Here is a 14,447-nt window from a genome sequence, read left to right as displayed (position 1 = left end):
CACGACTCCCCGCGTCATTTTCGCGAAGAAGTCCGGGGATGGATGGGGTGTTCCTGCGGGAAAAACATGCCTTGCCCGCCGTTTCACCCCCCAGTTTTCCCTTGGAGAAAACGCTCACTCCTGCCCCGCCGACGCCTTGACCAGCACTTCGCGCCCGCCGCGGCCGTCCATGGTGGACACCAGACCGGCTTGCTCCATCGCTTCAATCAAACGCGCCGAGCGGTTGTAGCCGATGCGCAGATGGCGTTGCACCAGCGAAATCGAGGCGCGCTGGTTTTTCAGCACGATGTCCACCGCCTGATCGTAGAGCGGGTCGCTTTCAGCATCGCCGCCGCCCTCGCCGCCACCGCCCTCATCATCACCCGCCGGGGCGTTGAGGATGTCGGCGACGTATTCCGGCGTGCCGGTGGTTTTCAGGTGCTCGACCACGCGATGCACTTCATCGTCGGAAACGAAGGCACCATGCACCCGTGTCGGATAACCCGTACCGGGGGCCAGATAGAGCATGTCGCCCTGCCCGAGCAGCGCTTCCGCTCCCATCTGGTCAAGAATGGTGCGCGAGTCGATCTTGGAGGACACCTGGAAGGCGATGCGGGTCGGGATATTGGCCTTGATCAAACCGGTAATCACATCCACCGACGGACGCTGCGTGGCGAGCACCAGATGAATGCCGGAAGCGCGCGCCTTCTGCGCCAGACGGGCGATCTGCTCTTCCACCTTCTTGCCCACCACCATCATCAGGTCGGCCAGTTCGTCGATCACCACCACGATGTAAGGCACGGTTTGCAAAGGCTCTGGCGCTTCCGGCGTCAGAGTCAGCGGATTGGGCAGATGTTCGCCTTTTTTTGCCGCCTCCTTTATTTTGCTATTCAAACCGGCGATGTTGCGCACGCCCATGGCGGCCATCAGCTTGTAGCGTTTTTCCATCTCCGTCACGCACCAGTGCAGGGCGTTGGAGGCCTGTTTCATGTCCGTGACGACAGGGGCCAAGAGGTGCGGAATCCCTTCGTAGATGGACAACTCCAGCATTTTTGGGTCAACCATGATCAAACGCACCTGCTCCGGCTCGGCCTTGTAGAGCATGGAAAGAATCATGGCGTTGACGCCGACCGATTTCCCGGAGCCGGTCGTCCCCGCCACCAGAAGATGCGGCGTCTTGGCCAGATCGATGACCACCGGCTGCCCGCCAATATCTTTGCCCAGACAAGCCGAAAGCGGACTCGCCATGTCGTTGTAAGGCTGGCTGGCGATGATTTCGGTCAATTTGACGATCTGCCGCTTGGGGTTGGGCAACTCCAGGGCCATGCAGGATTTGCCGGGTACGGTTTCAACCACACGAACCGCCACCAGCGCCAGGGCGCGCGCCAGATCGCGGGCAAGATTGACCACTTGTGCGCCCTTCACCCCCACCGCCGGCTCGATTTCGTAACGCGTCACCACCGGCCCCGGCAGGGCCGCCACCACCTTCACCTGCACGCCGAAATCGGCCAGTTTGCGCTCGATCAAACGCGAGGTGTATTCCAAAGTTTCGGCGCTGATGGTTTCCGTTACCGGCGGCGCAGGATCGAGCAAATGCAAGGGCGGCAGGGTGCCGCCGACGATGGCTTCGGGGAAGAGCAGGGTTTGCTTTTCCCGTTCAACCCGTTTTTCTGCCTTTTTCGACACCGGCAATTCCACCGGCGCCGACATTTCGATCAACACCGGCTCATGCAACTCTTCCCGGCGCTTTTCTTCTTCGACCACCACTTCGCGTTGCTGCGCCATTTCCTTGCCGATGCGCCGGTCGCGCCAGGAATCGATACGCCGGTACGCGAACAAAAACACAGCCTCCAAAACCAAGCCCAGTTTTTCGAAGGCCCACAGCCAGGACATTCCGGAAAATACGCTCCAGGCCGCCGCCAGCACGGCCAAAAGAAACAAGGTTGCCCCGGTAAATCCCAAACCCGCCGCCAACCAGCGACTGAGCTCCAAACCGATTACCCCGCCCGGCAAAAGCGGCAGCTGCGCCCCTGAGGCGTGAAAACGCAAAGCTTCCAAACTGCAACTGGCGAGCAAAAGAACGATGAAACCCGGTAGCAACACAAACCACGGCGGCGCACTTTTCTCGCCCACATGCAAACGGCGAAAGCCCCACCACACCCACATGCCGAGCAAAATCACCCACCACCAGGCCGACAATCCAAAAACATAGAGCAGCACATCGGCCACCCAAGCGCCCAAGCGCCCGGCCGGATTTTGCAAACCCGCCTGCCCGACGGCATTCGACCAGCCCGGATCGGTACGCTGAAACCCCCACAAGGCCATGACCAAAAACACCAGCAGAGCCCCCACTCCCAACCAACGGGATTCCTGAAGCAAATGCCCGATTTTGTCGGGCATCGGTGTGTCGTCGGTCTTTCGGGCCATACGCATGAATTCTTGTCCTTAAATAGGTCGTCAAAACTGGTTTGAAATCTGTCTCTCGGTGCCACCGCCCGCCCCCTCCGGAGCGTGTCGGATGAAAATCACCCCGGAAGGATTGCTCGAACGCTTTGGCACAAAATTTCAAATTAATTTTGCCTGATGGCTTAAGCAAGAAAGCAAATCATTTTGCTTCATAGAGTTAGCTCTGGATTATAAACCTTTTTCTACATTGGGCCTGTGCGTAACAATCCAAATCGGTTACGCTCTCGCTACAAACAAGCTATATAAGCAAGTTATAATTTACACTTCACACATCCGGAGGCAAGCCGCCATGACCCAAGCCGCACGACACACTCCCCTCATCATTCTCGGCTCCGGCCCCGCCGGCTATACCGCCGCCGTCTATGCCGCACGCGCCAACCTAAAACCGGTGCTGATCACCGGCATGGCGCAGGGCGGCCAGTTGATGACCACCACCGAAGTCGATAACTGGCCGGCTGCCGCCAACGGCATTCAAGGCCCCGAATTAATGGCCAATTTCGAGGCACACGCCCGCCGTTTCGATACCGAAATCATCTTCGACCACATCCACACCGCAGAACTCAAGAGCAAGCCCTTCACCCTCAAGGGCGACAGCGGCACCTACACCTGCGATGCGCTCATCATCGCCACCGGTGCCTCCGCCATGTACCTCGGCCTGCCCTCCGAGCAGGAATTCATGGGCCGTGGCGTTTCCGCCTGCGCCACCTGCGACGGTTTCTTCTACCGCAACAAGCCGGTCGCGGTCATTGGCGGCGGCAACACGGCGGTGGAAGAAGCCCTGTATCTCGCCAACATCGCCAGCCACGTCACCGTGGTGCACCGCCGCGACAAGTTCCGCGCCGAAAAAATCATGCAGGACAAGCTGCTCGCCAAAGAAAAAGAAGGCAAGGTCACCATCCTCTGGAACAGCACGCTAGACGAAGTGCTGGGCGATGCTTCCGGCGTCACCGGGCTGCGCGTCAAGAATGTGCAAACAAATGCCACGACGCAGGTCGACGTGCACGGCCTCTTCGTCGCCATCGGCCACAAGCCCAATACTGATCTGTTCACCGGCCAACTGGAGATGGACAACGGCTATCTCGTCACCCAGACCGGGCGCCACGGCAACGCCACGCAAACCAGCATCCCCGGCGTTTTTGCCGCCGGCGACGTGCAGGACCAGATCTACAAACAAGCCTGCACCTCCGCCGCCACCGGCTGCATGGCCGCGCTCGACGCCGAACGTTATCTGGACCACCTGGCCGGCTGAATACCGGCTTCCCGGAAAATCCCGCTGCGGCGGGATTTTTTTTGGCGCTTCGGCGGCTCTGTGGCTCCACCAGTGCAATCGCATCACAACCCGGTTTGACCCCCCCGGCAAAAGCGAGTAGCTTTCCGCCATTCCAAGCTGCACGCCGTATCCCGTTCGTTCGCCCCAACATCACACCATCACGCACGTCCGCTGCGTTGATGCAGTCGTTTTTTTCGTCAGTCTAACAAGGGGGAAGTATGTCTTCAGCACTTTGGTTGGCGTTGTCCTGTGCCGTACTGGCTGTACTGTATGGTTGGTTTTCGAGTCGTTCCATTCTTGCCCTGCCCGCCGGCAACGAGCGCATGCAAGAAATCGCCAAGGCGATCCAGGAAGGGGCGGCGGCCTATCTGAGCCGGCAATACAAGACGATCGCGATGGTGGGGGTCGTCATCGCAATCCTCATTGCGATTTTCCTGGGCATGGCAACGGCGGTGGGGTTTGTCGTCGGTGCCGTGCTTTCCGGCGCGGCGGGTTTCATCGGCATGAACGTTTCGGTGCGCGCCAACGTGCGCACGGCGGAAGCGGCGCGCGGCGGCATCGCGCCGGCGCTGGCGGTAGCCTTCAAGGGCGGCGCGATCACCGGCATGCTGGTGGTCGGTCTGGGGCTGCTCGGCATCGCCGGCTACTACGCCGGGATGCTGGCCTTCGGGCTATCGCAAGATAGCGCCCTGCACGCCTTGATCGGCCTGGCTTTCGGCTCATCGCTGATTTCCATCTTCGCCCGTCTGGGCGGCGGCATCTTCACCAAGGGTGCCGACGTCGGCGCCGACCTGGTGGGCAAGGTCGAAGCCGGCATTCCCGAGGACGACCCGCGCAACCCCGCCGTGATTGCCGACAACGTCGGCGATAACGTCGGCGACTGCGCCGGCATGGCCGCCGACCTGTTCGAGACCTACGTCGTCACGGTGGTAGCCACCATGGTACTCGGCGCCTTGATGCTGAAAACCTCGGACGTGCTGGGTAATGCGCTCATCCTCTACCCGCTGGCGCTGGGCGCGGTGTCGATCATCGCTTCCATCGTCGGCTGCTACTTCGTGCGCACCTCCGACGGCGGCAAGATCATGGGCGCGCTCTACAAGGGTCTGATCGTCGCCGGCGTGCTGGCGCTGGCCTTCTATTACCCGGTCACGGCCTGGCTGATCGGCGCGGGTGACACGGCAGTGCAGGTGACGACCGGCAGCATGTTCGCCTGCGCCGTCATCGGTCTGGTGCTGACGGCGGCAATGGTATGGATCACCGAGTACTACACCGGCACCGAGTATGCGCCGGTGAAGCACGTTGCGGCATCCTGCCAGACCGGCCACGCCACCAACATCATCGCCGGCATCGGCATTTCCATGAAAGCGACGGCCTGGCCGGTACTGTCGGTGTGCGCCTCGATCTGGGCCGCTTACTCGATCGGCGGCCTCTATGGTCTGGCGATCGCCGCCACCTCCATGCTGTCGATGGCCGGCATCGTCGTCGCCCTCGACGCTTACGGGCCGATCACCGACAACGCCGGCGGCATCGCCGAAATGGCGGAACTGCCCGCCGAAGTGCGCAACGTCACCGACCCGCTGGACGCCGTCGGCAACACTACCAAGGCCGTCACCAAGGGCTACGCCATCGGTTCCGCCGGTCTGGCCGCGCTGGTGCTCTTCGCCGACTACACACATGCGCTGGAAGCCGCCACCGGCAAAATTTTCAGCTTCGATCTGTCCAACCACATGGTCATCATCGGCCTCTTCATCGGCGGCCTGATCCCCTACCTGTTCGGGGCGATGGCGATGGAAGCCGTGGGCCGCTCGGCGGGTGCCGTCGTCGTGGAAGTGCGCCGCCAGTTCAAGGAAATCGCCGGCATCATGGAAGGCACGGCCAAACCGGATTACTCGCGCGCGGTCGACATGCTGACGGTAGCGGCGATCAAGGAAATGATGATCCCGTCCATCCTGCCGGTCGCCGTGCCCATCGTCGTCGGCCTGCTGCTCGGCCCGCAGGCGCTCGGCGGCCTGCTCGTCGGCACCATCGTCACCGGCCTCTTCGTCGCCATCTCGATGACCACCGGCGGCGGTGCCTGGGACAACGCCAAGAAGTACATCGAGGACGGCAACTTCGGCGGCAAAGGCTCGGAAGCGCACAAAGCCGCCGTCACCGGCGACACCGTGGGCGACCCCTACAAGGACACCGCCGGCCCGGCCGTCAACCCCTTGATCAAGATCATCAATCTGGTCGCCCTCTTGATCGTTCCCTTGATCGTCTGATTGCCACCCGCTTTTGTCTGGCCGCGCAAAATTTTCACAAACCGCCGGCCAGACAAGCCTTCCAGCCAGACAAAAATTTGACCCCGTAGCGCTTTCTGTTAGAATGCGCGGCTTCCGGAGAGGTGGATGAGCGGTTTAAGTCGCACGCCTGGAAAGCGTGTGTGGGTTAATAGCCCACCGCGGGTTCGAATCCCGCCCTCTCCGCCAGAACACATAAAAACCCCGCCAAATCAAACGATTAGCGGGGTTTTTCTTTTTCTGCGCCGCCAATATTACCCGACAGAGGCAAAGGGTTATTAGCTCGGGCACAATTTCAAGTGTGCCCGAAGTGTGCCCGCGCAGTGCCCGAATCATTCCCGTTGGCGCTGTGTGCCCGAATAGTGCCCAAGCCGCCGGACAGCAATGCCCGCTCTCAGCAAGGCCGCTTCGGCGATTTTGCGCCAACCTAGTCGCTGACGAACAGACGGGCGAAATTGACCGCCACCGCAAAAGACTCTGTCACTTCCGCCTCGAGGCTTATCTCCATAACCCAACCAATCTTGGAGATTCAAATGCGGCAACCGTCCGAGAACGCACGGCACACTTTTATCAAAGTACGCGTCAGCAAATCTGAGCGCGAAGCTTTTGCAAACCGGGCAAGAGAACTAAGCACGACATCATCAGATCTGATTCGCCAGGCTGCCTTCGGCGAGCTCACTGTGCGCTCTCTCGATAGTGATGCAGCCTTCGAGCTGCGCCGCATCGGCGCGATGCTCAAGCATCTTTACCCGAAGAACGCGAATTGGACGAATGAGGAGAAGCGCCGGTACTGGGAGGCAATGGACACCCTGATTGGCTTTGCTGAGTCGCTTGCTCAAAACCCGGCGGCTACCGTATTGCCAGCGAAAAAGCCGGACGCCTGATGCTGGCCAAGGTAATCAACCTGAAAGCGCACCGAAACTTTTCGGTAGCGGCCGTCACGCGATACATCGCTCAGGACCGGCCGCAGCAGGACGCGCCTGAACTGCATTCAACAGATCCTACCGCCGTGGCTGAGTACATCGGAAGGGAGGGTGTCATTGAAGGCGGCAGCTTTAACCTCGATGGTCTCTCCCCGGCTGATGCGAACGACCAGGCGCTGATCATTGCGCAGATGGATCATGTTGCCCGGGCTGGACAGATGCGGACGAAGTTTTCAACCAACCCGTTTTATCACTTCGTTTTGTCATGGCGCGAAGGCGAACACCCCAGCGGCGACCAAACTGAGGAATCCATAGCAAAAACGCTAAAGGCCTTGGGCATGGAGCAAAACCAGGCGATCTTTGCGATCCACCGCGACAAGGAACATCACCACCACGTGCACGTCGTGGTCAATCGCGTTCATCCGGACACGCTCGCGCTTTCTGGGCCACCGCGTTTCGACTACCTGGTACTGGATCGTACCTGCCGGGAAATCGAGCTCTCTCAAGGCTGGCAGCACGACAATGGTCCGTACGTCGTGATCGGTGGGCAGGTTCAGCGGTTGAGCAAAAAACAGCGTGAAACCCTCGCCCTGCTCCCCCCTCGCGCCGACCGAGGAAGTGCTGCAGCGCGAATGCAAGAGAGCAAAACAGGACTCCCGTCCTTGGCCAGCTGGATGAAGGCGTATGTGGCACACGAACTGCTTGATGCGAAGACGTGGGAGGACATTCACAGCGTGCTGGCACGGCATGATCTACGCATCGAAAAGCTGAAGTCCGGGCTGCAGATCGTTGGCGCAGGCGCTGATGGCAAAGAGACAAGAACCAAGGCCTCTGCCGTCGATTACCGACTGGCGCTCGGACGCCTGGAGAAGGAAATGGGCGGGTACCGGTATTTTTCTGCGACGGAAAAGCCAAATCCTGCCCTCACCTACGCACGCCACCTGGAAAACGTCATGCGCGGTATCGAGCCAGCCGCAGGCGAAGTGCCGGCCATCACAGGCAAAACCATCGAGCGCCAGAAGCGGCGTGTAGAGCGACAGGATGAGCGTGAGGATTTATACAAGCGGTACGAAGAGGCCAAAACGGGCGGCAAGGAAGCTGCCAAGGCTTTGCGCAGGGAAATTAGCCAGCGGCATGCCGAAGAGAATCGATCACTGAGAATAAAGCTGAGTGCGATGAAGCAGCAGCGCATTTCAGAACTCGCCCGTGAACATGGCCGACAGATTGCCCTGTCGATTTGGGCCGCGGAGCGCACCGTGGCACTGAACGAGCTAGCTGCAGCTCAGCGCATTGAGAAAGCAGCGGCAACCGTGGCGACGAATCTATCCTGGAAGGCATGGGTTGCCCGCGAGGCAATCAAGGGCGACCCGGCAGCAGAAGCGGCTTTACGTGGAATCCGGTACCGGGAAAGCCGTAAAGCCGGCACAAAGATCCCCGGCTTCGAAGGAGAAGACCTCGAAGAGCACCTGACTGCAGCGCCTGCGGCGCGGGGGGGTTGGGAGCAAGGAAAGATCGGGGAAATCGGGGGATCGGTCAAGGCACTGGATCTGACGCGCTATGAGATTGACCACCTTCGCCAGCGCATCATTTACCGCGACCAGGACGGCCAGATTGCCCTGGAGGATCTGGGGCAGCGGATCGAGTGCAGACAGCACCAGGACGAAGCGACGATTCGAGCAGGGTTGCAGCTTGCCGCGCAGAAATACGGTGGCGAGGTATTCATCACGGGCAATGATGAATTCAAGGCCAGGGCTGCGACGATTGCTCAACAAATGCGCATTCGCATTGCCAACCCTGAATATCAGCAGGATATTATCGAAAAGACTCAAAAGGATAGAAACAAATGGCAAGAACGTTGATGGGGGTCGTATTTATCTGTGTATCTATGACCGTGGCGGGGCTTGTTATGGGCATTCCCTATGAGAGCGTTAAAACTCCGATGACGATTACTGTCGCGGGTTATTACTTCATGAATAATGATTTTTAATGACCCCATATATTTAACAAATAATACCTCTTTGCATCGTTACTAGATATGGTATAATTAAGCCATCGATCAATAGGAGGCAGTCATGGAAACAATCACCAACATCTGGGTTTTCACCAAGCTAATTTCCAGCATGATCTGGGGTGTTCTTGGCTTCATGACCAACGGCAATCAGGTGTTAGCAATCATTTTTATTGGTGCGGTGCTGTCCTTCTTTGGTGTAATTTACACTGGTATGGACGTGGCTCAGACGGCCGTGACAATTGGCCAGTGACATGTCCAATCGATACAAGACTGCAGCAGAAATTGAAGGGGCCCGGCGACGGACTGAGGCCCATCGGGCAAGGCTCAGGGAACAGGGATACAGGCCTCGCGAGGTCTGGCTCTCTGACCCTGAAAACAAGCGGCTCAAGGAGGTTGTGAAGCACTGGCGCGGAGAGGAGAGCTTTCTCTCCGAGGACCAGGCAAAGGCCGCAGATATTCTCAAACCTGGAGAAAGCGATGCTTGATAAATTCCATCGGGGCCTTGAGCGATTCATCGACATCGCCCGTAATTCATTACTTTGGGCAAAGAACATATTTGCCTGGGGTGTTTCAATCCTTGTTCTTTTTTACTTGCCATCAATTGTGGCTGGGTGGGCATGGGACAATCAGATGCGGGCAGGCAACGGCATTTCTGAAGCCATTGCCTGGATCTTCTTGGTATTTACCCTCTGGTATATTTTCCTCGTTGTCGTGATGAGGCCGCTTTGGTATCAGTCATGGGCAAATCTAGCCGTGCTTTATGAAACAATAACCGGCAAGCCGATTATGGTTCGAGAGCGGGGTTAAAGATTGACGGGGTCCAAAAACATAGCATGACCATTGCCAGTGCCGAGCAGATTCAGCAGGACGAAACATGGAAGACGACTTACCGTTTTTCAGAAGATCCCGCAGTTCGTGCGTACACGTTTACACTTCCAAAATACCTGGAATCAAATGAATCCGGGTGCTCGCCGGCAGTCCAGATCTGCCCTGCCACGATCCTGTGTTGGCCGTAAGCGACGGGCAATGGATCCCCGTTGCGACTTGCCTTCTTCGGCACGCTGTTTTCGAGCAGTCGGCCATTCACGGCAACCCCGCTTTCCGTCACATCGACAATATCACCCTCCACTGCCACGACGCGCTTGAGCAGCGGCAGCTTTCCACCAGGACAGGTCTTCTCAAGCCACCCCGCGGCCGGCAGCGCAGGCGTTGTGACCGGGGGGCAGAACTGAATAAAGTCGCCCAGGCCCGGCTCAGCGCTGGTTGTGTAGACTGTCCCTGGCAGAGACCCCGTGACGTTGACCTTAACGCCGGCAGTTTTAACCCCTGCAACCAGGGCAAATACCAGCGCCAACCCAGCCAGCGGCCAGCGCATTACCTTGAAATTGGCTGCCATCAGTTCTTCCCCCGACCCGTATGCTCTGCAGGCCCCATCATCTGGCGCTCTGCCAGACGCTTGTCCTTGTAGTAGATGATCTTCTGGCAATAAATCGGTGCGTGGCCAGCGACAAAAACCAACTCATCCTCCGGCGGCAGGCGCATCGTCTCATCCGTCGTTAGCAGCGGGCGCTGGACGATCTGTTCACTCGTGCTCACCCCATCCATCAGGATGCTCAGGCGCTTCCCCGAGTAGTTGCGCTGGGTGTGCGAGACCGTGGCCGTACCCGTCATCTTTGAGAGCAGTTCAGCCGTCTCCACTTTGTTTGGTGCGTACGCAATTCGGACGTGGCAGTTGGAGATAATCGACTCTTCCCGCGTGTAAGCTTTCTGCAGCTGCGAGAGATCCTGGACGATGAGCAGTGCTTTGAGGCCATAGCCAGCGATGAAGGCCAGCGCCTCCTCGAACACATCGAGCTTGCCGAGCGCCGGGAACTCATCGATCAAGAGCAGCAGTTTGTGCGGGTAACGCGACTTCGACGCGCCGGTCTTGTCGAACTCCATGGTTTCAGTGAGACGACGGACAACCTGGTTGATCACCAGCCGCAGCAACGGCTTTAAACGATCCTTGTCGGATGGCGGCACAACAAGGTAAAGCGCCGTTTTCTGCTGCATTAAGCTCTCGATCGTGAAATCAGAGACACGGGTGTTGTCGGCAACGATCGGATCCCGGTAAAGCGACAGGAAAGACAGCGCTGTGGACATGACGCCGGAGGCTTCGTTTGGCGCCTTGTTGAGATACGACTGCGCGGCCTGCGCAGCAGTTCGCCAGCCGATAGCTTCGTGCTCACCAACGCTTGCCCTGTTGGCTAGCTCAAGGCTTTGATCTCGTATGTACTCAAACACCGCCTGAACGCCGGTCGAGATTTCTTCGTCTCCCTTATTCGACGCGTGCTCTTCGGCGATCTCGCGGATGATCCCACCATCCGACATGATGGCCTGGACAGTTGCCAGGCAACGCTGGTCCGCGCCGGCTTTTCGAACATCCGGCGAGAGCAGCACGTAGAGAATGACCCCGGTGAGCAGGTCAAAGCCTGTTTTGGCCCAGTGATCGTTGAGCCCCTTGCCGTCAGGGTCAACAATGATGGTTGCGATGTTCTGAACATCCTTGACCAGATTGCCGTCAAGACGGATCTCCAGCAGCGGATTGAATCGTGCCGACTCAAGCTCAGACGGCGCAAATCGAATACAGCGTTGGCCCATGGCCTTTTCACGAAAACCGCTTGTCAGCGCCCAGTTCTCACCCTTGATGTCGTGCACAAGCACGCTTTCATCCCACGACAGCAGCGTTGGAATGACGATACCTACGCCCTTGCCGGATCGGGTGGGGGCAAATACAAGGATGTGTTCAGGGCCTTTGTGCCGCAGATACACCTGCTTTTTATCAATCTCAGTGCAGCCCAGCAGCACGCCGCCCTTGTTTTTTTCTTCGGGCAACAACCCTGATTTTTTAATTTCGGCTTCAGACGCCCAATGCGCCGAACCGTGTAGATCGTTTTGCTGGTTCTGCAGCTTCCGTGTGCGCCAGTAGACCAGGCCGACCGGAATCAAGATCGAGAGCGCACCACCTACCGCGAGCATCATGATCCCCTGGCTGATAACAGCCATCACCGCCTCGCCGTAGGCTGGAGAATAGTATTTGGCGATCCAAACGAGGCACATAAACGGCAGGTAGATCTTGTCTGAGATCTTGCCGCCCAGCTCGTTGGCGTACATCAGCTTCCATGCCAAGTATTGAGTGGCGGCTTGCATCGAGATCAGCGTAACGACGATCATGACAGCCAGCGCCAGCCAGACAAATTTGGTGATATCCCCCTTTTCCTTGGGGATTGTGTACATCGGGGTAGTGCTCATGCGGTGCTCCATATCAGTTTTGTCCTACTGATAAGCCAGCGCGCGGAAGTGATAAACCCCGCCGGAGCGGGGTGGGTTGGAGACTAATGGGGGACTTAAAACTCGATCGAGCGCCCACCGTCGAAATCGATATCACGAGGCTTGCGCTTCTTTCGCGGCCGATCGGGCGCAAGGCCTTCAACCACCCCCTCCACTATTTTCTCCGTAATTTGTTGCGCTGCCAAGGCGCCAACCGCATCCATTGCCGGTACGGCGGCAACCTCTGCAACATCGGAGACCAGCGAAATTCGTTGTGCAGTCTTGAACAAGCTCATCGCTCTACCCCTTCCTGTCGTGTTGGTCTTCCTGGGACACGGAACGGACCAACCTGCGCACCTGGAGCGGCCTTGGCTGCAATGTCGGCCAGCAATTCCTCTTGCCTTTCTGCTGACACGCCTTTTTCGGTCCAAATCTTTCGCAATGCGGCCAGTTCAGGGGCTTGGGCCTCTTCCAAGCCCCCTTCTTGCCCCCTCCCCTTCGAACGCTCTTGCTCGACCTCCTTGCCGCGCTCAATCAAGTAGTCTGCTGCCTTAGAAGCTGCAGTTGCGGCTCGGAAGAGTTCGTGCTTGTCTTTGCCCAGCGCTTCTATCCACGACCCGATATAAGCCGCGTGGTTTTCATCGCCAAAGCCAATGCCTGTTTCAGCCGCAACGAACGCACTTGTCAGCTCTGCAACCAGCTCTTCGCGGGCATATTCGGGCGACCCGAACACACCGCCGAACTCGCGGCTATTACGGTCCGCGTGGCCGGTAGCATGGCCAAGCTCATGCAGTAGCGTGCCCAGGTAGCTCTCATTTGACTCAAACTGATCCTGGTGAGGCATCTGTACACTGTCGCGGCCGGGGTTGTAAAACGCCCGATTACCGCCGTGCGACAGAGAAACGCCATCATTTTTCATGCCTTCTACAATGTAGCCGGCGCGACCAAACTCCGGATCAGAGCGAATCTGGATAGGCTCGATCTTCAAGCCATTACACTGTTCGACGTTGAAAACCGTGTGCGCCTTCGAAAAAAGCGTCGATAGAACCTGTTCCGCCTGGCGCCAGGTGTGGCGCTTGCCGTCATGAACCACGGAAATATCTTTCGTTGGCACTTCTCGACCGTTCATCAGCTTCACCTTCACGGGATTCTCCCAGGCAGGAGATTCGGCCAGCTTGACCGGCTTCCCGTCGACTTCCAGCGTCACGTCACGGCGCTTCCAGAACGGCAGCTTGTCCCAGAATTCCACAGCCACGCCCTTTTCGCCCTTCTTGACGCCGCCATCCAGGCTTTTAGCCTGGTTGAACGTCAGCCAGCGGTTGTCCTGGTAGCCAGCGGACATCCCAGCAGCAAGCAGGATCATTCGATTGCCGCCGTTGTATACCCGTCCCGTCGCAGCGTTGGAGGGCAAGCCAACAGCAGCTTGCTTGTCATCAGTCCAGCCTCGCCGCCAGGGCATCGTGCCTTGCTCCAGTGCGGCCAGAATCCGGTCTGTGACCTCTTGTCGTACGTCGCGCTCAGTTGCCATGGCCATCTTCCTCCAGGGCAACCTCGTTTAGATCCTCTGCGCCAATCTCGTAGCTGTACTCAGCGCTTTCAAAGTCGATACCGAATCGTTCTGCATCGCACACACGAATTTCGTCCATTTCAATCTCCAATTCCAAGGGCTTGTTTGATTTTCCGAAGCGGGCTTTTCCGCACGGGCGGCGGGGCAACAGCCTTCTCGACTTCCATCAAGCTTTTCAAGCAGATCAACCTCTTCACGGTCAATCCGCTGTTTGTTTCGCCAGTCGCGCCGACCTTCGCTGCGATATATTTTAAATTCGCCGTTAATGCCGCTGTGGACTTCAACTAGACGGGCTTCAAAGTAGCTAACATTGGCCAGAATATCTTTTTGACCGGCATTGCTTCGCGCTTCACACCGGTGATTACCGTCATTGACGAAATAGAGATCCCTTCCCGCAATTGTGATCTTGCAAAGCGACACCGGCTTCATTTCATCAGTATCCGTGACGCTGTTGGACACCCGATGGCTTGCATTCCAAACAATCTTGTTCAATGGCACCATCTCTTGCGTGTCGTGGGTTGATGACGGCATAAATCGCAACAAATGTTTTAGGCGATCAGCACCTTCGGGCGTTGAAAGCAGTTCGTTCAGCATTTCCAAGGGTTTTGTCATTGCAATTTCCTAGAAAACCAAGGAAGGGCAC

General features: G+C 57.9%; 13 protein-coding genes and 1 tRNA gene. 8 read left to right on the top strand and 6 right to left on the bottom strand.

Features of this window, described 5'->3' with window-relative positions:
• Positions 1 to 114: 114 nt before the first annotated feature.
• Positions 115 to 2,412 carry a DNA translocase FtsK gene (locus tag ACM62Q_RS02185; RefSeq protein WP_415033342.1) on the bottom strand — a complete coding sequence of 766 codons (2,298 nt, stop codon included), beginning with the start codon at positions 2,410 to 2,412 and terminating at the stop codon, positions 115 to 117.
• A gap of 322 nt (positions 2,413 to 2,734) precedes the next feature.
• On the opposite strand from ACM62Q_RS02185, the gene trxB reads away from it, so the two are divergent.
• The 8 genes from trxB to ACM62Q_RS02145 all read left to right on the top strand — a co-directional run bounded on the left by trxB (position 2,735) and on the right by ACM62Q_RS02145 (position 9,735).
• Positions 2,735 to 3,694, top strand: coding sequence for a thioredoxin-disulfide reductase (gene trxB / locus ACM62Q_RS02180; RefSeq protein ID WP_415033341.1), 960 nt, complete (start codon positions 2,735 to 2,737; stop codon positions 3,692 to 3,694).
• 239 nt (positions 3,695 to 3,933) lie between these two features.
• Positions 3,934 to 5,976, top strand: coding sequence for a sodium-translocating pyrophosphatase (locus ACM62Q_RS02175; protein ID WP_415033340.1), 2,043 nt, complete (start codon positions 3,934 to 3,936; stop codon positions 5,974 to 5,976).
• A 116-nt stretch (positions 5,977 to 6,092) separates the two neighbouring features.
• A tRNA-Ser gene (locus ACM62Q_RS02170) sits at positions 6,093 to 6,183 on the top strand.
• A gap of 344 nt (positions 6,184 to 6,527) precedes the next feature.
• Complete coding sequence (locus tag ACM62Q_RS02165) at positions 6,528 to 6,878, top strand: plasmid mobilization protein (protein WP_415033339.1); 351 nt, start codon at positions 6,528 to 6,530, stop codon at positions 6,876 to 6,878.
• Positions 6,878 to 8,776 (top strand): TraI/MobA(P) family conjugative relaxase, encoded by a 1,899-nt coding sequence (gene traI, locus ACM62Q_RS02160; protein ID WP_415033338.1) that lies wholly within the window; start codon positions 6,878 to 6,880, stop codon positions 8,774 to 8,776. The genes ACM62Q_RS02165 and traI overlap by 1 nt, the downstream gene beginning before the upstream one ends.
• A 213-nt stretch (positions 8,777 to 8,989) precedes the next feature.
• Positions 8,990 to 9,178 (top strand): hypothetical protein, encoded by a 189-nt coding sequence (locus ACM62Q_RS02155; protein WP_415033337.1) that lies wholly within the window; start codon positions 8,990 to 8,992, stop codon positions 9,176 to 9,178.
• A gap of 1 nt (position 9,179) precedes the next feature.
• Positions 9,180 to 9,413, top strand: a complete 234-nt coding sequence (locus ACM62Q_RS02150; RefSeq protein ID WP_415033336.1) for an antitoxin MazE-like protein — start codon at positions 9,180 to 9,182, stop codon at positions 9,411 to 9,413.
• Positions 9,406 to 9,735, top strand: a complete 330-nt coding sequence (locus ACM62Q_RS02145; RefSeq protein WP_415033335.1) for a hypothetical protein — start codon at positions 9,406 to 9,408, stop codon at positions 9,733 to 9,735. Before ACM62Q_RS02150 ends, ACM62Q_RS02145 begins: the two co-directional genes overlap by 8 nt.
• Positions 9,736 to 9,814: 79 nt before the next feature.
• Here ACM62Q_RS02145 and traF read toward each other — a convergent pair whose 3' ends face one another.
• The 5 genes from traF to ACM62Q_RS02120 all read right to left on the bottom strand — a co-directional run bounded on the left by traF (position 9,815) and on the right by ACM62Q_RS02120 (position 14,416).
• On the bottom strand, positions 9,815 to 10,324 hold the full coding sequence (traF, locus tag ACM62Q_RS02140; RefSeq protein WP_415033334.1) for a conjugative transfer signal peptidase TraF: 510 nt from the start codon (positions 10,322 to 10,324) through the stop codon (positions 9,815 to 9,817).
• Positions 10,324 to 12,219 carry a type IV secretory system conjugative DNA transfer family protein gene (locus tag ACM62Q_RS02135; RefSeq protein ID WP_415033333.1) on the bottom strand — a complete coding sequence of 632 codons (1,896 nt, stop codon included), beginning with the start codon at positions 12,217 to 12,219 and terminating at the stop codon, positions 10,324 to 10,326. Before ACM62Q_RS02135 ends, traF begins: the two co-directional genes overlap by 1 nt.
• Positions 12,220 to 12,314: 95 nt before the next feature.
• A complete protein-coding gene (locus tag ACM62Q_RS02130; RefSeq protein WP_415033332.1) occupies positions 12,315 to 12,533 on the bottom strand; it encodes a hypothetical protein in 219 nt (72 codons plus the stop codon).
• On the bottom strand, positions 12,530 to 13,765 hold the full coding sequence (locus tag ACM62Q_RS02125) for an ArdC family protein (protein ID WP_415033331.1): 1,236 nt from the start codon (positions 13,763 to 13,765) through the stop codon (positions 12,530 to 12,532). The genes ACM62Q_RS02130 and ACM62Q_RS02125 overlap by 4 nt, the downstream gene beginning before the upstream one ends.
• 27 nt (positions 13,766 to 13,792) lie before the next feature.
• Positions 13,793 to 14,416 (bottom strand): hypothetical protein, encoded by a 624-nt coding sequence (locus ACM62Q_RS02120; protein ID WP_415033330.1) that lies wholly within the window; start codon positions 14,414 to 14,416, stop codon positions 13,793 to 13,795.
• Positions 14,417 to 14,447: the final 31 nt, after the last annotated feature.

This window comes from Azonexus sp. (assembly GCF_047638095.1).
Classification (GTDB): Bacteria; Pseudomonadota; Gammaproteobacteria; order Burkholderiales; family Rhodocyclaceae; genus Azonexus.
Note: the sequence above shows the minus strand (reverse complement) of the source record. Positions and strands in the feature narration are given on the sequence as shown.

Coding starts and splice junctions, on each gene's coding strand:
- ACM62Q_RS02185 (WP_415033342.1), bottom strand. CDS start 2,412: ATGCGTATGGCCCGAAAGACCGACGACACACCGATGCCCGACAAAATC.
- trxB (WP_415033341.1), top strand. CDS start 2,735: ATGACCCAAGCCGCACGACACACTCCCCTCATCATTCTCGGCTCCGGC.
- ACM62Q_RS02175 (WP_415033340.1), top strand. CDS start 3,934: ATGTCTTCAGCACTTTGGTTGGCGTTGTCCTGTGCCGTACTGGCTGTA.
- ACM62Q_RS02165 (WP_415033339.1), top strand. CDS start 6,528: ATGCGGCAACCGTCCGAGAACGCACGGCACACTTTTATCAAAGTACGC.
- traI (WP_415033338.1), top strand. CDS start 6,878: ATGCTGGCCAAGGTAATCAACCTGAAAGCGCACCGAAACTTTTCGGTA.
- ACM62Q_RS02155 (WP_415033337.1), top strand. CDS start 8,990: ATGGAAACAATCACCAACATCTGGGTTTTCACCAAGCTAATTTCCAGC.
- ACM62Q_RS02150 (WP_415033336.1), top strand. CDS start 9,180: ATGTCCAATCGATACAAGACTGCAGCAGAAATTGAAGGGGCCCGGCGA.
- ACM62Q_RS02145 (WP_415033335.1), top strand. CDS start 9,406: ATGCTTGATAAATTCCATCGGGGCCTTGAGCGATTCATCGACATCGCC.
- traF (WP_415033334.1), bottom strand. CDS start 10,324: ATGGCAGCCAATTTCAAGGTAATGCGCTGGCCGCTGGCTGGGTTGGCG.
- ACM62Q_RS02135 (WP_415033333.1), bottom strand. CDS start 12,219: ATGAGCACTACCCCGATGTACACAATCCCCAAGGAAAAGGGGGATATC.
- ACM62Q_RS02130 (WP_415033332.1), bottom strand. CDS start 12,533: ATGAGCTTGTTCAAGACTGCACAACGAATTTCGCTGGTCTCCGATGTT.
- ACM62Q_RS02125 (WP_415033331.1), bottom strand. CDS start 13,765: ATGGCAACTGAGCGCGACGTACGACAAGAGGTCACAGACCGGATTCTG.
- ACM62Q_RS02120 (WP_415033330.1), bottom strand. CDS start 14,416: ATGACAAAACCCTTGGAAATGCTGAACGAACTGCTTTCAACGCCCGAA.